This is a genomic window from Haladaptatus caseinilyticus, assembly GCF_026248685.1.
Taxonomy (GTDB): domain Archaea; phylum Halobacteriota; class Halobacteria; order Halobacteriales; family Haladaptataceae; genus Haladaptatus; species Haladaptatus caseinilyticus.
The window spans coordinates 302,086-321,668 of the sequence record NZ_CP111037.1 but is presented as its reverse complement, the minus strand read 5'-3'; the positions used below and the strand labels follow the sequence as shown (position 1 = coordinate 321,668).

The window sequence follows — 19,583 nt, the reverse complement described above, 5'->3', positions numbered from 1 at the left end:
AGCTTTTGAACGCTAGCGTACTCAGTATCTATAATGACGGTACTTGTCGCCGGAGCGACCGGATTCGTCGGTCGCCATCTCGTCCCCGAACTCGTCACACACGATGAGGACGTGGTCGCATTAGTTCGTGACGCTTCGTCCTACGACCCGCCGGACGGTGTTTCTGTCGTCGAAGCCGACCTGAACGACCGTGCGAGTCTTCGCGGCGTTTTCGACGGCGTGGATGCCGCGTACTATCTGGTTCATTCGATGGGCGAAGACGGTGATTTCATGGAACAGGACCGAACTGCGGCACGAAACTTCGTCGATGCGACACGCGGAACGGACGTTTCGCGCGTCGTCTATCTCAGTGGTCTTGGTGGAGAGCGAGCAACTCTGTCCGACCACCTCAAATCACGTCGCGAAGTCGAACACATCCTCTCGAACGGAGCGTTCGACCTCACTGTTCTTCGAGCCGCCATCATCATCGGGGACGGTAGCGTGAGCTTTCGCATCGTCCAACAGTTAGCGGAGCGTCTTCCGTTGATGATCACGCCACGGTGGGTTCGAACGAACTGCCAACCCATCGCCATCGACGATGTCGTCGCGTACCTCGTCGGCGTTCTCGACACCCCTGAGACGGCGGGCGAGACGTTCGAAATCGGAGGTCCGGACGTGTTAACGTATGGTGAAATGGTGCTCAACACGGGAGAAATCCTCGACAAACGCGCGACGATGATTCCCGTCCCGGTGCTGACACCGAAACTATCGGCCTACTGGGTTGATCTCGTCACCGACGTGCCAAAGGAGGTTGCGCATCCACTTATTCTCGGTCTGAAGACGCGGACGGTGGTCGAAGACGACCGAATTCGGTCCCTCGTACCGGTCGAATTGACACCGTTCGAAGAGGCAGTTACGCAGGCAGTCGCATGAGCGATATGAATCGCGGCCCGTATCAGTGGACCTACGAGAGCATCGTCGATGCGGTTCCGGGTGTTACGTTTCCCGACTGGTTCGCGCTGACGGTTCAGCTCGCTCTTTTCGAAGGCCTGCTCGTTATCTTCGCGTGGCGCTATGACCTCTGGAACGCCGTTCCTGCAGGAACGGCCGCGGTGGTCGTCGCAACTGCAGGAAGCGCCGTGATGCTCACGATCTCCCGACGGATTCGAAAACTGACGACACCATCTGCTTATAGGAAACTCCTGTTTGGGTCGAGTATCGAGGTCGTTCTCGGTCTGTTTTCCTACATCGGACTTATTACGTATCTGTTCGTTTACAATCCTCGACAGGGTGGGACACCACTGCTCGAATCGCTTCTCGGTACCCGACCGCCGATTCCGGCCGTGTTTCTCACCCTTCTCGTCCTCTGGGACGTTTGCTACCGAATCGGTACTGCGTGGTGGTCCAGTGTTACGGGATTCTGGGTGGCGGTTCGTCACCAACCGGATGATTCGACGCGAACCCAACTTCGGCAGGTCGATTCGATCGTTATCGGATTCGCGGTCATACAACTTGTCCTCGTTCCATTCGTCTGGGGATACGACCTGCTCGTTGTCGCCCTCATCGGTCACGTCGTAGCGGTGATCTGTGTCTCCGGGAGCGCCATTTTTGTTCGCTCCCGTGGCTGAACTATTTAACGGATGACGGCATATTGAGGGAGGATGGCAGACGATACGTCCCCATCGTTTTCGATTCCACACCGGCCACGCCGCCGATATCCGCGCGGTGGCGGTGTCAGCTACGAAGGGGAGACGATCTTTCGCCTGTCGCCCGGGACCGAGTGCTCCGAGAAGCAGCTGACGACGCTCGTGCGGAACGTGTTGGACGACGAACCGTACACCTACGGCGATTGGTTCGATCTTCCCGTCCCGATGTATCTGGTTCATGATCACAACCGAGATACGACGTTTCGCGTCGTCGTTCGGTACGAGTCCGTGGAATTACACGTTCTTCCTGACACGCGCTCGGAGGGGCTCCGTGCAATATATCGTCGGCTTTCCGCTCTCTCGGACATCACGTGGTCAGTTTCGTGTGAATCGACTCCAACCTGATAGAAAACCAGGGTACAGTATTAAATACCATTACGCACAGATGCAAACTAATGGCGCTCCACGCAGATGCCCGCGATTGGACACTCCGCACTGCCCACAACGAAGACGAGATGTGGGCGCTCGCAGACGAAGAAGGAATTCGAGCGGCAAGACTGGCTTACCCTTCCGGCTGGCTCTTTTTGACGCGCGACGACGCCACCCGCGAACTCGTTCGCCTCGCTGCCGCAACAGGTGGCGAGTGGAAGGCTGACGAACTCGCGCACGAACTCGACCAGAGTACAGACCATGTCGAGCGACGGTTGGATGACCTCGTCGAACTCGCTGTCTTTCGGGAAGTAGACGGGGCGTATCGTCCAAACAACCAGAGCGTTGTCGCACAGACGGCCGAGCGACTGCGCGTCACTGCCGACGAACACGGTGCCGAAGATGGCTTCCGCGACATTGCCAGTCCGGAGGTAGTTCGGTTGATGTTAGATGCGCTTCTCTCGACCGACTCGAACGACGAACTCACACAAGACACGCTTCACGAACTCGTCGGTGAATCCAGAAAATCGATGTGGATGCACGTCGATCGGCTTACAAATCTCGGCGTCCTCGAGGAATCCGGCGATAGCTACGTAATCCACGAGGCGAGTCCGGTGCTCGGACACGTCAAAGCACTCGACGCCGCGGTTCTTGGGACTGCGTTGTCTCCTTAGACGGTTTGGGTCTGCGCGAGGTCCTCGCCGACGTACTGCTCTTCCCACTCTCGGCGTGCCTCTATCTCGCGTGCCCCGCGTCGGGTAAGCGTGTAGTAGTTAGTCCGACGGTCTCGCTGCCCCTTCTCGACCAGCCCTTTATCCACGAGTGAGTCGAGATTGGGGTACAGTCGCCCATGATGGATCTCTTTCTCGTAGTAAGCTTCGAGTTCTTCTTTGATGGCGAGGCCGTGGGGTTCGTCTAGTCCAGCGATGACGTACAGCAAGTCTCGCTGGAAACCAGTCAGGTCGTGCATGGTTCTCCCTAATACTACAGATTCATGCAACAGACAAAAGAGTGATGGCCAAATCGAGCTCGCCTTGTCGCTTGCTTGCGATTTGAACTCATGCATTCTATTCCCTTACTACCGTCCTGGATTGTAGATTATTTGACTATATTCGTCTTTATCCAAACTACGAAGATAGTTTCCCACCCGTCACGTCTCGTGCGTGACCCCCGCGAAATTAGGACTGCGTCGTCCAGTGACTGCATGGTATCGGACTTCTCATGTCAGACAACGCCGCGGATTGACCGATTCATATATAATAATTTATGTGTCTCTCTTCTAACGAATTTATTCCTACAAATCTGCATCGGATTTATGTCCGTCTGTCTGCTTTTCTCTAACATGGAAACACGGGACGAAACTCCCGACTTCGAAACGTACCGCGAGTCACTCGGTCACGAACCACAGGAAGTTCACCCCGAACTCGCCTCCGACCTTCGTTCCACCATCGACGGCGAAGTTCGGTTCGACAAGTACACACAACTGCTGTACGCCACCGACGGGAGTATTTACCAAGCGCTTCCTGCAGGTGTGGTTTTTCCGACAGGCATCGAAGACGTACAGGCAGCGATTCGCATCGCACAAACACACGACGCGCCAGTTCTTCCGCGTGGTGCTGGATCATCGCTCGCCGGACAAACGGTCGGCACGGACTGTATCATCCTCGACTTCTCTCGCCACATGGACGACATACTCGACGTGGATACCGAATCCCGACAGGCAATCGTGGAACCCGGCGTCGTACAGGACGATTTGGACGACCATCTCTCTCGATGGGGATTAAAATTTGCGCCCGACCCCGCGTCCTCGAACCGCGCAACCATTGGTGGCGGTATCGGAAACAACTCGACCGGCGCGCACTCGGTTCGGTATGGTATCACGGACGAATACACCGCGGAACTGGACGTCGTGCTCGCCGACGGGTCGTTGATTCACACCCGCGAAATCGAAGTTGACGGCGACGAATGGGACACAATCGTCGATAAGGACGACCGGGAGGCGGAACTGTATCGAACCGTCCGGAAACTGGTCGCCGAAAACGACGACGAAATCGAATCGCGCTATCCCACACTCAAGCGTTCCGTCAGCGGGTACAACCTCCACAAGGTCGTTTACGAGCGAGACGGTGAGACGTACATGAACCTCTCGAAACTGTTCGTCGGAGCTGAAGGGACCTTGGGGGTCGTCGTCGGCGCGACGCTCGATTTGGTATCACGCCCCAAAGACACCGCGCTCGCGCTCTACTGCTACGACGACCTCGTTTCCGCGCTCTCCGCAGTGCCCGACGCACTCGAATTCGACGCGAGCGCCGTCGAACTGATGGACGACGAGGTGTTCCGCCTGGCCCGTGAATCGACCGAATTTGCCGAGTACGCCGACCCGATTCCGGAGAACGCGGAGGCGGGTCTAATGTTGGAGTTCGATTCCGAACTCCACTCGGATTTCGAGGACGCCATCGCGGAGACGAACGCTCACTTTGTCCACGCTGGCGACGCCTTCGACGTGCTGGAGGCCTATTCGGACGACGACCAGGCGCGCCTCTGGAAACTCCGGAAAGCGGCGATTCCGCTTTTGATGAGTATGGAGGGTGACCCGAAACCGTACCCCTTCATCGAAGATGCCTCGGTTCCCCCCGAAGAGTTGGCCGAGTACGTTCGGGAGTTCATGGCGATTCTGGACGACCACGATACCACTGCGGCCTACTTCGCACACGCCGGAAGCGGTACCCTCCATATCCGACCGATTCTGAACTTGAAAGACGCCGATGGCATCGAGACGATGCATTCCATCGCCGAGGACGTAACGTCGCTCGTCCTCTCCCATCATGGGTCGTTCTCCGGCGAACACGGTGACGGCCTGGCCAGAACGGAGTTCAACCCGAAACTGTACGGCCCGCAACTCTGGAACGCGTTCAAGGACCTCAAAACCGCATTCGACCCGGATTGGCGACTGAACCCCGGAAAGGTCGTCTTTCGCGACGACGAAGCGGATATGCGCGAACATCTCAGATACGGTCCCGAATACTCATCGCTAGAACTACGAACGGTTCAGGATTTTTCCGATGAGGGAGGCTTCTCACACCTCGTCGAACTATGTAACGGTTGTGGGACTTGTCGGCAAACCGGGAGCGAGACGATGTGTCCGTCCTACCGCGGCATGAAAGACGAGATGACGACGACACGAGGACGGGCAAACCTTCTCCGGGCCGCAATCAGCGGTGAACTCCCGGCCGATGAACTGCACACCGACCAGTTCCAACGTGAGGTGTTGGATCTCTGTCTCGGGTGTAAGGGGTGTGCTCGCGATTGTCCGACCGGGGTGGACCTCGCAAAACTGAAAGCCGAGGTAAAACACGCCCGTCATCAAAAACAGGGCGCGAGTCTCCGCGACCGGTTTTTCGCCGAGGCGGAGCGCGTTTCGGCCCTCGGAAGCGCACTTGCACCCATTTCGAACTGGGTCACGAAACTGCCAGGAACGGGATTCTTCGCGGAAAAAACGCTCGGAATCGCACCCGAACGCGACCTGCCGCGATTCGCTAGCGAGACGTTCACCGAATGGTTCGAATCTCGTGGGGCCCAAATCCCACCCGATATCGCCAGCGAGCGCGTCCTCTTCGTTCCGGACACGTTCACGAACTACAGCTATCCGGAACCAGGAAAAGCCGCCGTTCGGGTGCTCGAAGCCGCGGGCGTTCATGTGCAGGTTCCGGACGACCTTTCGGCGACCGGCCGTGCCGCCTATTCGGAAGGCTTCTTGGACGATGCGCGCGAAAAGGCGCAAACGAACGTTTCGCTCCTCGAAAATCGCGTCGATGATGGTTGGTCGGTCGTCTTCGTGGAACCGTCCGATGCGGTAATGTTCCAGGACGAATACCGTGATTTGCTCTCCGATTCGGCCGTCGAAACGGTCGCGTCGAACACCTTCAGCGTCTGTGAGTTCATCGACCGCAACCGATTGGACGATGACATCGAGTTCGGTGCCGTCGATGAATCGCTCGCCTATCACGGCCACTGTAATCAAAAGGCCGTTCGTACGGATCACCACGCCGTCGGCGTCCTCAGGCGGGCGGGCTACGAGGTCGACCCGCTGGACAGCGGGTGTTGTGGCATGGCGGGCAGCTTCGGCTACCGCACCGACCAGTACGACCTCTCACAGGCCATCGGGCGAATCCTGTTCGAACAAGTGGACGAGAGCGACGCCGAAACCGTCGTCGCTCCCGGCGCGTCCTGTCGAACTCAGTTCGAAGGTCGCGGAACGCGTCCGCCACACCCGATCGAGAAGGTCGCGGCGGCGCTCCATCGTTCGTAAACTCCATCGCCTGACGCTTTTCATCCGATCGCCATGTTTTTCGCCTGCCCGTCGATACAATCCCCGTATCTAACTGTTGGACTCATATCTTGTCCAATTACTAACTATATGTATTGAATAATTTTAAATCGATAGCCTGAATTGTAGGTGACGAGCACAAAGGGGGACTCACCACATGCAACCTATCGAAATCACCTATATCATACTCAGTGCCGTCCTCGCGATGACGGGCCTTACCATGGTGGGGCTAGCGATGCGAGCGTATCTGCAGACCAATCGTCGGTCCATGCTCGTCCTCTGTATCGGCTTTTCGATACTCGTCGCGGCCGCTATCGCAACGACGGTCAGCGCGTTCCTGTACGACTTCCAAAACAGCCGTGTACTTTTGACGGTGAACTACGGCGTTTCGACTGTCGGCTACCTATTCGTCATTTACAGTGTAACAGGAGCGGACTGACCGGAGCGAAGCAACGATTATTCTCTTAAAATGACTGGACGAAAGTTGACACACTGCACAGCTATTTTTCCCCTCCGAACGTCGGAAGACGTATGACCGAACTCAGACGCGCGGTGCATGCGGGTGATCCCGTCGTCGGAACGTGGGTTACGATCGGACATCCGGCAGTCGCCGAGATAAGCGGTGAACTCGGCTTCGACTTCGTCGTCATCGATGCAGAACACTCCTCGATGTCGATTTCGACCGTCGAAAACCTCGTCCGCGCCGTGGATGCGGCGAACGGCGAGACGAAATCGATCGTCCGCTTGCCCGACGACGATCCGACCCGAATCAAGCGGGCCCTCGACACCGGTGTTTCCGGTGTAATCGCTCCTATGATAGAGACGGCAGAACAAGCCCGTTCGGTGGTCGAAGCGACGCGCTACCCTCCGGATGGGGTTCGAGGCGTTGCCGGTTCGCGGGCATCGGCGTATGGACTCGAGCTGGATGATTACTTCGAACGTGCGAACGACGAACTCCTCGTGATGGTGCAGATAGAATCGGCAAAGGGCGTGGGACACGTGGGATCTATCGCGGCCGTGGATGGCGTCGATGCACTGTTCGTCGGTCCGACGGACCTTTCGGCGTCGCTGGGTCAGTTCGGCGAGACGGATTCGCTCGACACCGAAATTTCCGCTGTCTTGGACGCAGTCGGTGAGTCGGATACTGCCGTCGGAACTATCGCACTCGATCCGGAGGACGTTGAACGGTGGGCGGAAACGGGATTCGACTTCCAGGTCGTCGGTATCGATATGGACTATCTCATCCACGGCGCGGAGCGCGCGAAACAACGCTACGAGGATGTACTTCGATGACGCTCGTCTGTTATCGGTGTGGCAATGAAGCGACCGCTGGTGCGCGCTGTGCGTGTGGTGAACCACTCTGGTTGAAAACCGATGCGGACGGTTTTTCGTGGCCGTCGTCAGGGTCGTCGGACCCGGGTATGTGGCGGTACTCCGATTTGCTTCCAACCGACAAGTTGGCGGGTGTCGGTTCGGCGGTGGGGGGGAACGCCGCTCATCCGGACCGACAAGATTGACGACTACGCAGGGTGCAAGCTCTGGGTCAAGGACGAGAGTGCGAATCCAACGGGAACGTTCAAGGACCGCGGCAGTGCGGTCGGCGTCGCATCCGCCCTCGAAATGGGTACGAATACCGACGCGAACGGTAACTGGATCGGAACCGTTTCACACGGAAACATGGCGATGAGCATGTCCGCGATGTCGGCCAGTGTCGGTGTCGATTGCTTCGTCCTCGTCCCCGACGACATCCCGCCGGAACGACTCGGACATATCGCGCAGTATGGCCCTGAACTCGTACAAGTGAAAGGACGATACGGTCGGCTTTATTATGATAGCCTGGAACTACCGGGCATTCGGTTCGTCAACTCCGATACCCCCTATCGAGTGGCAGGCCAGAAGACAACGGCGCTCGAAATCTGTGAAGCGTTTGCGACCCCTCACGACGAACCCTCAGGGGGGTCGTCGTTCGCCGGTATCGATATTCCGGAATCCCGCGACGCGCCCGATGCGATCGTTGCGCCGGTCAGTAGCGGCGGCCACGCGAGTGCCATCTGGAAGGGACTCCGAGACCTCCGCGTTGCGGGCCTGCTCGACTCGTTTCCGCGACTGTACTTCGTACAGGCGTCCGCCTGTGACCCTATCGCACGGGCGTTTCGTGCTAACGCGGACGAAGTCTGTTCCGTCGAGGGCGACGAAACGGTCGCGTACTCCATCGCAAACGCCGAACCCCCCAGTGGGAACCGCGTCCTCGCGGCCGTTCGTGAAGCGGGTGGGGCGGTGGTCTCCGTCCCTGACGATGCGATCCTCGACGCCAAGCGTCAGTTCGCCCGTCGCGCCGGTATCTGTGTCGAACCCGCTTCCGCGACCACGTTGGCGGGAATTCGCCACCTGTCGGAGTCGGACGAGATTTCGTCGGACGATCACGTTGTCGCGATCGCGACCGGTACGGGATTCCGTGAGCCGTCGGCGAATACGACCGCTTCACGGTCGATTTCGCTTTCCAACCTTTCCGAACGTATTCGCTCGCTCGTTTCGGGCGTACACCGTGCCAATATGTAATCGGTCGCTATCGTATTCCCGTTGACTACCACTTCCACGCTCGTAAACAGGATCTCCGGGCCATAGGGTTCGACCACGGTTCCATTCATCGGCCCGAGCAACGCTTTCCCTTCGTCACCCGTTACTGTGTCTCGATAGTAGACGACGAGGCTGTACGTGACCCATTTCGGTTCGACCGACACGGTCACGTTGTTGCAGGTGTACTCGATGTCGGCGGTCGGTGTGACTTGATTCGGTATGTTTGCAGGTGGGTGTGCCATTACGGACATCGAAAATACGGTACCGATTACGACCGTGACGACCAGTATCCGGAGCGGTATCGCGGATCTCCTCCCAGAAGACATACCACCCACACGCTTCTCAGTCGGTTATGAGTTGTTGCCACCTTTTACCCCCTTATCACTCGTAGGTATACTGAATTCGCTCCCTTTGCAGCTGCGCAGTTGCGGTGTGTCTGACTCCGTGTGCTATGTGCTCTCCCGACACCCCATCACTTCGACATCCACGAAATCGGTTCCGAGAACTACTCCTCCGAAACCGTTTCTTCCGTATTCTTCCCTTCCGCGAGCGTTTCCTTCGCGACCGTCTCTTGAATCCGGATTCCTTTCGACGCGAGATGACGCAACTGTTGACGAGCGAACTCCTCCTCGCGCGTTCCGCGGGTCGCCAGCACGTACATTCGGGCACGCCCCGCCGGACGCATGGTCCTCCCGGCGCGCTGCGCACCTTGTCGCCGTGACCCGCCGAGTCCGGAGGCGACGACCGCGAGTTCGGCATCCGGCAGGTCGATCCCTTCGTCCCCGACGCGGGAGATGACGAGCGTGTCGAGGCGGCCATCACGGAACGCCTGTAAGTGGCGCTCGCGTTCCGGATGGGGCATCTCCCCGCTAATGAACGGGACGGAGAGCGCCTCCGAGATGTCGGCTCCTTGTTCCAGATACTCCACAAACACCAACGCTTTCGCGGTGGGGTGTTCGGCCAATAGATAGCGGATTTCGTCCACTTTCGCGGGGTTCGATGCGGCCACCTGACGCTTTCCGCGCTGGTCGGCGTCGGCGTACTCGCCGTGATACGTTTCGTCGTCCCAACTGACGTACCTGATTTCTACCTCCGGTTCGGCGACGAACCCGGCTTCGAACAGGGCGTCCCAATCCGTCCCGATCGGTGGACCGATCAGGGTGAAGATGTCCTTTTCCTTGTCGTCCTCTCGAACGGGGGTGGCAGACAGTCCGAGCCGATGTTTGCTCTGGAGGTTCGCACTTCGGCGGAAGACCCGGCTTGGAATGTGCTGGCATTCATCATATACGATGAGACCCCAGCGTCGCTGATCGAACAACTGGCGATGCCTGTCCATTCCTGCGGTCTGGTAGGTCGCAATCGTCACCGGGCGGACGTTCTTTTCACCGCCATGATATTCGCCGACCTGTTCCGGAGCGAGGCTGGTGTGAGTCAGCAGTTCCTCGCGCCACTGTCCGGCGAGCTCCCTACTCGGAACCAGGACCAACGTTTCGCCTGAAATCGCTTCGAGAACGCCCATCGCGGCAACCGTTTTTCCACTTCCTGGCGGACCGACGAGGACGCCGGATTTGAGGTCCACGAACTCCTCCACCCACGCACGCTGGTATTTGCGCAGATCGAGCGAGCAATCGATGTCCAGTTCGTCGCCCGATTCCAACTCCCGCTCGTCCTGTACTGGATACCCCGCCTCGTAGAGGATTCGTTTGACCTCCGCGACCTTTTCTGCCGCCACCCAACTCTCGTTATCCGAAAGCGGCGCACGCAAGTGGCTATCGTCCAATTTCTGTCGTGCAACGTTTCCCATGAGGTCATCGCTCGCGGCTTCGAGAACGACGTAGTCGTCCTCGTGGGTGTATAGACGGAACTGCTTGGCGCGTTTCCACTGCTGTTCGACGAACGCCTCCAAATCCGGCGACGGTTCCGGTAGGACCTGTCTGACCGTTCGCATCAGTGTCTCGAGCGAGTCGTACGGCGCGGACCAGATATCCTCTTGACGGATCCGATAGCTGTACCCACCGGTACGAGTCGTGTCCGTTAGGTGCGCGAACTGCGAGAGTTGCGCCCGAGTGAACTGCCGGGGATGGTCGGCGATGATTTCTCGTCGTTTCGGAAAGACGACGATTCGTTCACGGTCGGCCAATCGTTCCCACTCCGTCGGAAACCAGACGACTGGGTCGCGCTCCACGTCGAGACGGGAGACTTCCTGTTCGTTCGCGAGCCGTTCCAGTGCACGATTCGCTTCCTCGTGGGAACAGCCGAGTACCCGAGCGACTTCCTCCGCGGTGAGCACCGGCCGACCGATGTCCTCGACGGCGTCAAATACGTCCGAAATCTCGATATCCTCGTCGGTCACTGCTCCCTGATTGGGTCCCCCGTGGAATACCCGTTACGACTCCATCGGGTGGTCAACGTTCGCTGTCTGAGCCTCCCCGGCCGTAGGCACCTGCCTTCCGCAGTGTCCCTCGTTTTTCGAGGACATCCGGTGTTCGGCACACACCGTGAGCGCCGGTTGCCTGTGGGACGGTACAGTTGTTACAGTTCTCGCAGATGACGCGCGCTGCTCGGTCGTTTTCGACATCCGTTTCGAGAATTCGCGCCGGAAGTCGCGGCTCGGCGTAAAACGGGCGTCCCATTCCGACCGCGTCACAGTCGCCATGCGTGAGTAGCCGATCGATCCCGTCTCGGGTTCGGATGCCGCCCTCCGCGAGCACTGGAACGGAAGTTCGTTCCGTCACCCGGCGGGTAAACGGCCGGTTCCAGGCTGGTTCGAAATCGTATTTTCTCGATTGTATCCAGTTGAGCGCGGCGACGAGACCGCCCCGAGTCTTGCTTCCGAACGCCTCAGCATAGCCATCGCGGAATCGCTCGTCACGCCACGCACGAGCGGGAAACGCGCCACGCACGATGCTCGCGTCCCAGAACACGGATGCCTGTACCGGAACCAGGGCGTCGAACCCAACCTCCGCCAGTCGATCGCAGATTCGAACCCCGTCGCTAAGGGAGAGATGCCGACGAACGAATGGCGGTGCGGTGGTCTCGGCGGGCACTTTCGTCACGATCGGCACGTCGGAGCCGACGCGTTTTCGAATCTCGCCGTGAACGACTTCGAGGAATTTCGTTCGTTCGGCGAGCGATCCGCCGAACTCGTCGTCTCGACGGTTGTAAAACGGTGAGAGGAACTGCTGGACGATTCCCATGTTCGCCCCGGCGATGTGAACACCGTCGTAGCCCGCGTCGATGGCATACTCGGCGCTCCGACCGAAATCGGCAGCGAGGTCATACACCTCCTCGGTGCTGAGGACGTGTGCATCGTAGGACAGGAATCCGATTCGGCTGAGTGCCCGGAGCACGGTAGGTGGGCGCGAAACGGCGAGTTGTCGTACGTTCGGATTTTCGGCGCGATAGCCCGCATGCCACGTCTCCATGCTCCGAAGCCCGCCGTGTTCCAACTGAACGAAAATCCTACTCCCGTGGCCGTGGATCGCGTCCGTCAGTCGGCCCAATTTCGAGACGAATTTCGGGTCGTGAACGTGAGTCATTCCCGGCGCGGCACAGCCACCTTCCCCACGAACGATCGTCGCACCCTGACATATCAGGCCGACTCCGGACTCGGCGGCCGGTTCGAGTTCCCGAATTAGCGTGTCCACCGCGTTTGGGCCGTTTCCGGCACATTCGAGTAGCGGTGCGCGGTAGAGGCGGTTCGGCAGTTCGACACCCCCGATTTCGAGGGGGTCTTCGAGTGCAGGCACGTTGCGTCTGGGTTCGTGTGGTTTCGGCCTAAAGGTTTGTGACGGTGATTACGTGGCCCGTGCTCAGCAATCCGAACGACATCCCGTGAATTACGACGGGATGCGGCAGTCCGTCGGTCTTTTTCTCAGGAATCATTTATCCGTTTGTACGACGTTAGCTTTAGACATGCGTTCCATTCGCATCGAGCGCGCTATCAGTCGTGCTCGTCACGCAGCAATCGGAGGGGCAATCGGCGGTGGTCTCGGTGGACTCATCAGTAGCAGAGCGGCAAGCACTGGCGGCGCCGTCGGTGCGTTCGTCGGTGCGGTCGTCGGCGAAAAACGTCCGGTCGCTCGCGCTCGATTCGACCAAGTAAAAGAACGGGGGCAAAAGCGCGTCGAACGGGTTCGTCGCTGAGCCACTTCCGGCAGATGCGGTCGGTCGCTACGGCCGAGCAGTCGAACTTCTACTTCTTTTTCTCCCCGACCCCAAGGAACGCGAGGGCCGCACCCGCGAGGGCGGCGTTTTTCAGGAAGTGGTTTCGCTCGTTCTGCCGCTCCTGTCCGTCGTGTGCCCAGTAGTCGTGTATCGTCGGGGTCACGCCGACGAAGAACGCGACGACGGCGCTGGCTGCGAGCGCGGGGAGGCGCCAGATACTGATACCGATTCCGCCGAGAAGTAGCAGGCCGTGCGAGGAGACGACCGACTCTTCCGGCAACGGAATTCCCTTGGATTCGGCGTAGCCTGCCTGCGCGTCGATATTTCGAAGTCCCGAGATGGCAGTCAGTACGAGAACGCCCCCGTACAGGAGTCGGGCGACTCTAAAGGCGGTCGTCTCGGAAACGGCAGTTCCTGTCGTGTCGTCTGTTTGTTCGGACATGTTCCCGATTACGATGGTCGCCGAGTTATAGCCGACGCCCAATCGATTCGGTTACATCCGTGTCGCTTCCTGACGTGAGTGTTACCTCGCTCGTGGCTCTCACAGCGGAGTCACTTCCACTTGATCGAACAACCCCGCGACGGGAGGAACTCCAACGCGACGTCTTCGCCCGCAAGCACCGACTCGATCGCGTCGTGGATGTGGTACTCGGTGGGTTCAGCGTCGGGATTGAGTGCGTCGTCCAGTCGTCCGTGGTACGCAAGGGTGAACTCGTCGCCTTCGTTTCGGAGGAGGAAGGGGTCCGGGGTACAGACGGCACCGTACGCGTCCGCCACGTCCTGCGTCTCGTCGTGGAGGTAGGCGTCGTACTGGATACGTCCCTCCTCGACCCACTCCTGCATCGCTTCGAAGGAATCGTCGGGGTATTCCTCGGCATCGTTCGGGTTCACGCCGACGACTGCCACCTCCTCATATTCTGCTGCGATGTCGTTTAGGAGGTCGAACTTTGCCTGTGCGTAGGGACAGTGGTTGCAGGTAAACACCAGCAGAACGGCTTCGTATCCTGAGAAGTCGTCGAGCGTGTATCTCTCCCCGTCCGTGCCTCGAAGTTGGAAGTTCGGCACCGGATCGCCGCGCTCGATTTCGGCCTCGGATTCTTTCATTACCATGTAGACAGATTGTTCATCGAGCGTAAAAATACGTTTTCCCGAATTCGGTCGCCCCTGGCCAACCCATTCCCCTCGGAGCCGTTGTTCACGACGGCCTCCGGCGCTCGATCCTGTCGAAGTAGCCGCCGTTACTTCCGCACGAGATCGAAATATCCCAGTTTCGAGTGCTCTATCGGTCAATAACAAAGCATACCTCGCACGATAGATGTGCCATGCGAACGACATCGCCGACCGCACTGATCGAACTCATGGCCGTTTCCTTCGCTGCCTTGCTGGTCATCTCCCCTTTCCCACCTGCTATCGGATCCGGCGGAGCTATCGAAATCGCTGCGGTTGACGGTACCGTCGACCGTCCCGATTCCACGCAAATCGACTCCTGTACCGTCATCTCCGAGTCCGGTAAGTACGCCCTCTCGGACGATATCGAGGATACTCCTGCCGAGACGTGCATCAGAGTTCGAGCAGACGATGTCGTGCTCGACGGCCGCGGTCATGTACTGGCGAGCAACGGAAACGGCGGATCCGACGGTCTTCTCGTTCGTCAGTCCACGAACGTCACCGTGCGAAACCTCTCCGTCACGAAATGGGAGACGGGAATCCATTTCGAGAACACCGTCGATGGAACCGTTCGGAACGTCGTCGCTATCGACAACCGTCGAACGGGAATCTGTCTCGAAAAAGCGACGAGCATGACGCTCACGAACATTACGGCGGCCGACAACGTCGCACCCGAACTCTCCCCGTTCCCTCGTCCATCGCAGTCGGCAGGGGTTCTCGCCATCGACAGTCGTAACACCCGCCTCTCCGACGCGAACGTCTCGCGCAACGTCGGTGGAATCTCGTTCGTCGGTTCCACCGATATCGTCGTCAGCAACAGCGTCGCGACCGCGAACGAGATCGGATTCTTTCTCCGCGGGGCGAACGACACCGTTCGCGGGAGTGTCGCCGCCGGAAACAATGTCGGCTTCTTCGCCGACAATGCGACCGGCAGTTCGCTTGCGAACGTTTCGGCCGTCTCCAACCGGGTCGGTTTCGGTGTCGAGAATACCACGAACGCCAGATTGAACGACGCGAACGCCAGCTCGAACTTCCTCGGGATCAGCGTCGTTCGGTCGCACGGCGTTTCGATGGGTAACATTACGGCGAAAAACGATTTCGTCGGCATCAACTTCCTCGAATCTCGTCGCAGCACGCTCTCCGAAAGCGAAATCAGCGGAAACGAGTTCATCGGCGCCGCGCTGGTCGAGACGACCGCAACCCGACTTTCCAACACGACGATCGAAACCACGGCAGGTAACGAATCCGTCTCGGGAGCGACGAGCGCCGGAATCTACCTCAACGGCTCCGACGCCCGACTCGAGGACGTAACGACAGCAAACAACGACAACTGGACGATCTTCGCAGAGCGGGAGTCGAATCTCGATGCGACGCACGTTTCACTCGATGAAACACGACTTTCGTTCGTCGGGACGGATATCGCGCTCGATTCGACGAGGCGACCGCCGCTTCCGTCGCACCCGACGAAACGAGTGGCTTTCGGCCGGTCGCTCGTCATCAGTAGAACGACAGCTGCTGGTATGCTCGATGCGCAATTCGAGTACGACCGACGCGCCGTTTCCGACGCCGACGTTATCGAGCGAAAGCTCCGGCTGTGGCGCTACGATGGTAACTGGTCACCGGTGTGTGATAGCCGCATTGACACGGACCATGCCGTCGTTTCAGCGACCCTTTCCCGACCGGATCGGGCGGTGTTTACCGTGCTAGGGGAGCGAGGGGACTCCGGTCCGAATCCCGGTTCGAACGCTGGGATAGACGAACGATGTTGAAACGGACCCCGAAGTGTGGTGGCGAACGATGCTCGCTGCCGCGGTTATTAGAACGGTCGATCCCGAAAGGGTCCTGTACGGCTTCTCGGCCGCTATTCTACTTCGATTTCGATAACTTCGTCTTCGCCTTCGAATCCATCGCTCTCCGGGTTCCCTGCAAGTTCGTCCAATACCAGTTCGAGATTGCGTTTGTTCGCCTTCCAGACCGCATCGACGATACCGCCGACTATCGGAATCGCCCCACCGACGACATCGATACTCACGTTCGCGATCATTCGCAGGAGGGTCGTAAACGAAACGCCCAATCGGCCAGCTTCGAGGACGATATACAACGAGAGTCCGGCACTGATTACGTCCCCTGCCACCGGTAGTGCGCCGAGAATCGGGTCGATTCCGACGCGGAAATCAGTTCCGGGGACGCGAACGAGGTCATCGAAAATTCGGGCGACGGTCCGCATCCGCTCGATTGCGGCTCTATCTACCGATCTCGGTAGTTCTCCGTCGAAGTCGAATTCGTTGTTGAGGTCGTCTCCGGTGTGGTTCATGCAGATCACTGCTCCCGTATCACAATAAATCCGCTGGCAGTGACGGATACTCTCATGATGCGACGTGCGAACTTATACGAGTAGCTCTCGAATATACTGCCATGTCTTGGCATCTCTCCCCTGCCGGTTCCTCCCACGAAGAAGCGAGAACGACGTTTACGTGGAATATACCGAAAGATTACAATCTCGCCTTCGACCTGCTTCGCAAGCACGACGATACCGATTCGATCGCGCTCGAACAGTGCTATCCTGACGGTCGGCACGAGACTTTCTCGTTCCACGATCTGGACGTTCTCTCCAACCAACTCGCACACGGACTGACCGCACTCGGCGTCGAGTATGGCGACCGTGTTGCGGTTATCGCCCCGCAGAAACCGGTGAATCCGCTAACTCATCTCGCTTGCTGGAAAATCGGCGCTATTTCGCTCCCCCTCTCGATTCTGTTCGGTGACGACTCGTTGCGCTATCGATTGAACGACAGCGGTGCCAAAGTCGCCGTCGTCGATTCCACCGTCTACGACACGCTCGATACGGTTCGGGACGACTGTCCGGCGTTGGAACACGTCATCGAAATCGATGGAGCCGATTCGACCGGGAACCACGCTAGCCACGACTTCGACGAGTTTCGAGCCGGGCGTCCGCGTTCGTTCGACATCGCGGAGACGACTCCCGACACCCCCGCCATCATCATCTACACGAGCGGTTCGACTGGTCCGCCGAAAGGAGTTCTCCACACGCACGACGTCTGGCTCGGACACTGTCCCGCGTTTCACATGTATTTCGAACGGACCGATACGGATTCGAATGTTCCCGATGAAACTCCGGTCTACTGGACGCCAGCGGATTGGGCGTGGATCGGTGCGCTCGGCGATTTAGTGTTCCCAGCGTGGCATTACGGTCACTCCGTAGTCGGCTATCCGATGGGCGGTTTTGACGTCCAAACCGCGTACGAACTGCTGGAACGATTTTCGGTCACACACACGTTCCTTCCACCCACTGCGATTCGAATGATGATGAGCGTCGAAGAGCCAGTAAAAACGTATGATTTGGCGCTCGACAGCATCTGCTCCGGCGGTGAGCCGCTCACACCCGAAATCATCGAATGGGCTGCGGAGGAGTTGGATGGGGTCTCGGTTAACGAACTATACGGCCAAACTGAAGCGAACTTGTTGGTCTCGAACTGTAGCGACTGGTTCCCCGTTCGCGCCGGAAGCATGGGCAAACCGGTTCCCGGTCACGAGGTTGCGATTATCGACCCCAACTCCGGCGAGAAAAAAGCCGTCGGCGACGTGGGCATGATTGCGGTCAAGCGAGGTAACGACCCCGTCGTTTTCGAGGCGTATTGGAACCAGCCCGAACAAACCGCGGCGGTAACCGTCGATGGGTGGCACTTGACGGGCGACCTCGGTTATCGCGACGAGGACGGCTATTTCTGGTTTAAATCACGCGACGATGACGTCATAATCACGAGCGGGTATCGTGTCGGTCCTGGAGAGGTCGAAAGCGCGATACTCGAACACCCGGACGTGGAGCAGGTCGGCGTCATCGGCGTCCCGGATGAAACCCGTGGCGAAATCGTCAAGGCGTACGTGCAACCGGTCTCGACCCGTAAGGGAAGCGATTCTTTCCGGCAGGAACTGCGAACGCTCGTGCGCGACCGATTGGCGAAATACGAATACCCACGTGATATCGAGTTCGTCGCCGAACTTCCCCAGACGACGACAGGGAAGATTCAGCGGCGAAAACTCCGGGATGACGAGCGTGCGTAACCGTGACTGCTGAAGACCGACCGTTCTTCGAACCGTATCAACCGGCGATATTTACCGTCGAAGTCCCTCGGGAGGACCGCCCGCCAACGAACCCCGGTCGTGTGTTTCACCGAGGTCGAGTTTCGGTCCCTTCGGAACGATCTGTTTCGGGTTGATATCCGTATGGCTTCGGTAGTAGTGTTCTTTGATGTGATCCATTCGGACCGTTTCGGCAATACCGGGCAGTTGGTACAGCTCTTTTAAGTAATTCCACAGGTTCGGATAGTCAACGATGCGTCGCAGGTTGCACTTGAAGTGCGTCTCGTACACTGCATCGAAGCGCACGAGCGTAGTGAACATGGCGAAATCGGCTTCCGTCAATTCCGGTCCAGCGAGAAAGCGCTGGTCGGCGAGGACGCCCTCCCAGTGGTCAAGCGCGTCGAACAACTCGGTCACTGCGCTTTCGTATGCGGCTTGGGTGTTCGCGAACCCCGCCCGATAGACACCGTTGTTGATGGGTTCGTAAATCGCCTCGATGGTGTCATCGATTTCGTCGCGGTATTCCTCGGAATAGAACGTCACGTCTCGCTCCGCTACGTCATCGAATTCGGTGTCCAGCATCCGCATGATTTCCACCGACTCGTTGTTGACGATGGTTTCTCGCTCCGTGTCCCACAGCACTGGTACAGTCACGCGTCCCGTAAATTCCCGGTCCGCTTGGACGTACACGTCCCGCAAATACTCCGTCCCGTTGACGGTGTCAGCGGTACAGCCGATTCGGTCGGGGGAAAACTCCCATCCATCGTTTTGGCGGTACGGGTCCACTACCGACACCGAAATCGCGGCATCCAGTCCCTTTAGTACTCTCGTGATGAGCGTTCGATGTGCCCACGGACAGGCGTACGAGACGTAGAGGTGATATCGTCCCGATTCGGCCGAAAATTCGGCGTCCTCGTCGGCTTCGACCCACTCCCGGAACGTCGTGGTCTGTCGCTCGAACTCACCCTCCTCGTTCGTCGTCTCGTACGCGTCTTTCCACTCCCCATCGACGAGCATTCTCATGGATATCGATACGCTCGATTCAGCCTTAGCCATGCTGTTTCCCCACATTCCTTCCGGAATTGTCCGCCGAACGGTTCGACTGTATTTCTACCCACCTAACTAACTATTCGGAAATATTTTTGGATAGCTTTCTAGCTATCTACCCGGACATCCGCCACGCAAAAGAC

17 protein-coding genes and 1 pseudogene are annotated in these 19,583 nt (G+C 58.4%); 11 read left to right on the top strand and 7 right to left on the bottom strand.

All coding sequences use genetic code 11. The features are described 5' to 3' along the window. Window positions 1–33: 33 nt before the first annotated feature. Genes OOF89_RS15895 through OOF89_RS15880 form a run of 4 tightly spaced genes read left to right on the top strand, consistent with a single transcriptional unit; the run spans window position 34 to window position 2,728 of the window. Complete coding sequence (locus OOF89_RS15895; protein ID WP_266080109.1) at window positions 34–912, top strand: NAD(P)H-binding protein; 879 nt, start codon at window positions 34–36, stop codon at window positions 910–912. Then, entirely contained in the window at window positions 909–1,607 is a 699-nt protein-coding gene (locus OOF89_RS15890; RefSeq protein WP_407661632.1) for a DUF7530 family protein, read from the top strand. Before OOF89_RS15895 ends, OOF89_RS15890 begins: the two co-directional genes overlap by 4 nt. 33 nt (window positions 1,608–1,640) lie before the next feature. Next, window positions 1,641–2,030, top strand: coding sequence for a hypothetical protein (locus OOF89_RS15885; protein ID WP_266080107.1), 390 nt, complete (start codon window positions 1,641–1,643; stop codon window positions 2,028–2,030). A gap of 50 nt (window positions 2,031–2,080) precedes the next feature. Beyond that, entirely contained in the window at window positions 2,081–2,728 is a 648-nt protein-coding gene (locus tag OOF89_RS15880) for a hypothetical protein (protein ID WP_266080106.1), read from the top strand. On the opposite strand, the gene OOF89_RS15875 is transcribed toward OOF89_RS15880, so the two are convergent. After that, window positions 2,725–3,024 carry a PadR family transcriptional regulator gene (locus tag OOF89_RS15875; RefSeq protein WP_266080104.1) on the bottom strand — a complete coding sequence of 100 codons (300 nt, stop codon included), beginning with the start codon at window positions 3,022–3,024 and terminating at the stop codon, window positions 2,725–2,727. The genes OOF89_RS15880 and OOF89_RS15875 overlap by 4 nt on opposite strands. Window positions 3,025–3,396: 372 nt before the next feature. Between OOF89_RS15875 and OOF89_RS15870 the strand changes: the two genes are divergently transcribed. The 4 genes and pseudogenes from OOF89_RS15870 (at window position 3,397) to OOF89_RS15855 (ending at window position 8,940) form a co-directional block, all read left to right on the top strand. Next, window positions 3,397–6,363, top strand: a complete 2,967-nt coding sequence (locus tag OOF89_RS15870; RefSeq protein WP_266080102.1) for an FAD-binding and (Fe-S)-binding domain-containing protein — start codon at window positions 3,397–3,399, stop codon at window positions 6,361–6,363. 175 nt (window positions 6,364–6,538) lie between these two features. Further along, complete coding sequence (locus OOF89_RS15865) at window positions 6,539–6,820, top strand: DUF7521 family protein (RefSeq protein ID WP_266080100.1); 282 nt, start codon at window positions 6,539–6,541, stop codon at window positions 6,818–6,820. A 92-nt stretch (window positions 6,821–6,912) separates the two neighbouring features. Continuing rightward, window positions 6,913–7,674, top strand: a complete 762-nt coding sequence (locus OOF89_RS15860; protein ID WP_266080098.1) for an HpcH/HpaI aldolase family protein — start codon at window positions 6,913–6,915, stop codon at window positions 7,672–7,674. Next, a pseudogene (locus tag OOF89_RS15855) lies at window positions 7,671–8,940 on the top strand (threonine synthase). Before OOF89_RS15860 ends, OOF89_RS15855 begins: the two are co-directional and overlap by 4 nt. A gap of 523 nt (window positions 8,941–9,463) precedes the next feature. Here the strand turns inward: OOF89_RS15855 and OOF89_RS15850 are convergent. Together OOF89_RS15850 and OOF89_RS15845 are read right to left on the bottom strand one after the other, a co-directional pair. Next, window positions 9,464–11,311, bottom strand: coding sequence for a DEAD/DEAH box helicase family protein (locus tag OOF89_RS15850; protein ID WP_266080096.1), 1,848 nt, complete (start codon window positions 11,309–11,311; stop codon window positions 9,464–9,466). 52 nt (window positions 11,312–11,363) lie between these two features. Continuing rightward, window positions 11,364–12,707 (bottom strand): oxidoreductase, encoded by a 1,344-nt coding sequence (locus OOF89_RS15845; RefSeq protein WP_266080094.1) that lies wholly within the window; start codon window positions 12,705–12,707, stop codon window positions 11,364–11,366. 166 nt (window positions 12,708–12,873) lie between these two features. Here OOF89_RS15845 and OOF89_RS15840 point away from each other — a divergent pair, with 166 nt between their 5' ends. Then, complete coding sequence (locus tag OOF89_RS15840; protein ID WP_266080092.1) at window positions 12,874–13,104, top strand: hypothetical protein; 231 nt, start codon at window positions 12,874–12,876, stop codon at window positions 13,102–13,104. Window positions 13,105–13,153: 49 nt separating this feature from the next. On the opposite strand, the gene OOF89_RS15835 is transcribed toward OOF89_RS15840, so the two are convergent. Together OOF89_RS15835 and OOF89_RS15830 are read right to left on the bottom strand one after the other, a co-directional pair. Beyond that, entirely contained in the window at window positions 13,154–13,567 is a 414-nt protein-coding gene (locus OOF89_RS15835; protein WP_266080091.1) for a DoxX family protein, read from the bottom strand. A 110-nt stretch (window positions 13,568–13,677) separates the two neighbouring features. After that, window positions 13,678–14,235: a thioredoxin family protein gene (locus tag OOF89_RS15830; RefSeq protein ID WP_266080089.1), complete on the bottom strand. Its 558-nt coding sequence runs from the start codon at window positions 14,233–14,235 to the stop codon at window positions 13,678–13,680. A gap of 212 nt (window positions 14,236–14,447) precedes the next feature. Here OOF89_RS15830 and OOF89_RS15825 point away from each other — a divergent pair, with 212 nt between their 5' ends. Further along, window positions 14,448–16,061 (top strand): right-handed parallel beta-helix repeat-containing protein, encoded by a 1,614-nt coding sequence (locus OOF89_RS15825; protein ID WP_266080087.1) that lies wholly within the window; start codon window positions 14,448–14,450, stop codon window positions 16,059–16,061. Between the two features lie 92 nt (window positions 16,062–16,153). Here the strand turns inward: OOF89_RS15825 and OOF89_RS15820 are convergent, their stop codons facing one another. Continuing rightward, on the bottom strand, window positions 16,154–16,606 hold the full coding sequence (locus OOF89_RS15820; RefSeq protein WP_266080085.1) for a DUF4112 domain-containing protein: 453 nt from the start codon (window positions 16,604–16,606) through the stop codon (window positions 16,154–16,156). Between the two features lie 101 nt (window positions 16,607–16,707). Here OOF89_RS15820 and OOF89_RS15815 point away from each other — a divergent pair, with 101 nt between their 5' ends. Next, window positions 16,708–18,375 carry an AMP-binding protein gene (locus OOF89_RS15815; protein WP_266080083.1) on the top strand — a complete coding sequence of 556 codons (1,668 nt, stop codon included), beginning with the start codon at window positions 16,708–16,710 and terminating at the stop codon, window positions 18,373–18,375. 51 nt (window positions 18,376–18,426) lie between these two features. Here the strand turns inward: OOF89_RS15815 and OOF89_RS15810 are convergent, their stop codons facing one another. After that, complete coding sequence (locus tag OOF89_RS15810; RefSeq protein ID WP_266080081.1) at window positions 18,427–19,416, bottom strand: glutathione S-transferase family protein; 990 nt, start codon at window positions 19,414–19,416, stop codon at window positions 18,427–18,429. Window positions 19,417–19,583: the final 167 nt, after the last annotated feature.

Excerpts from the sequence above, each read along its gene's own strand:
- OOF89_RS15815 (WP_266080083.1), top strand. The coding sequence starts at position 16,708 with ATGTCTTGGCATCTCTCCCCTGCCGGTTCCTCCCACGAAGAAGCGAGA.
- OOF89_RS15825 (WP_266080087.1), top strand. The coding sequence starts at position 14,448 with ATGCGAACGACATCGCCGACCGCACTGATCGAACTCATGGCCGTTTCC.
- OOF89_RS15810 (WP_266080081.1), bottom strand. The coding sequence starts at position 19,416 with ATGAGAATGCTCGTCGATGGGGAGTGGAAAGACGCGTACGAGACGACG.
- OOF89_RS15870 (WP_266080102.1), top strand. The coding sequence starts at position 3,397 with ATGGAAACACGGGACGAAACTCCCGACTTCGAAACGTACCGCGAGTCA.
- OOF89_RS15865 (WP_266080100.1), top strand. The coding sequence starts at position 6,539 with ATGCAACCTATCGAAATCACCTATATCATACTCAGTGCCGTCCTCGCG.
- OOF89_RS15840 (WP_266080092.1), top strand. The coding sequence starts at position 12,874 with ATGCGTTCCATTCGCATCGAGCGCGCTATCAGTCGTGCTCGTCACGCA.
- OOF89_RS15820 (WP_266080085.1), bottom strand. The coding sequence starts at position 16,606 with ATGAACCACACCGGAGACGACCTCAACAACGAATTCGACTTCGACGGA.
- OOF89_RS15875 (WP_266080104.1), bottom strand. The coding sequence starts at position 3,024 with ATGCACGACCTGACTGGTTTCCAGCGAGACTTGCTGTACGTCATCGCT.
- OOF89_RS15880 (WP_266080106.1), top strand. The coding sequence starts at position 2,081 with ATGGCGCTCCACGCAGATGCCCGCGATTGGACACTCCGCACTGCCCAC.
- OOF89_RS15860 (WP_266080098.1), top strand. The coding sequence starts at position 6,913 with ATGACCGAACTCAGACGCGCGGTGCATGCGGGTGATCCCGTCGTCGGA.
- OOF89_RS15890 (WP_407661632.1), top strand. The coding sequence starts at position 909 with ATGAGCGATATGAATCGCGGCCCGTATCAGTGGACCTACGAGAGCATC.
- OOF89_RS15895 (WP_266080109.1), top strand. The coding sequence starts at position 34 with ATGACGGTACTTGTCGCCGGAGCGACCGGATTCGTCGGTCGCCATCTC.
- OOF89_RS15885 (WP_266080107.1), top strand. The coding sequence starts at position 1,641 with ATGGCAGACGATACGTCCCCATCGTTTTCGATTCCACACCGGCCACGC.
- OOF89_RS15830 (WP_266080089.1), bottom strand. The coding sequence starts at position 14,235 with ATGGTAATGAAAGAATCCGAGGCCGAAATCGAGCGCGGCGATCCGGTG.
- OOF89_RS15835 (WP_266080091.1), bottom strand. The coding sequence starts at position 13,567 with ATGTCCGAACAAACAGACGACACGACAGGAACTGCCGTTTCCGAGACG.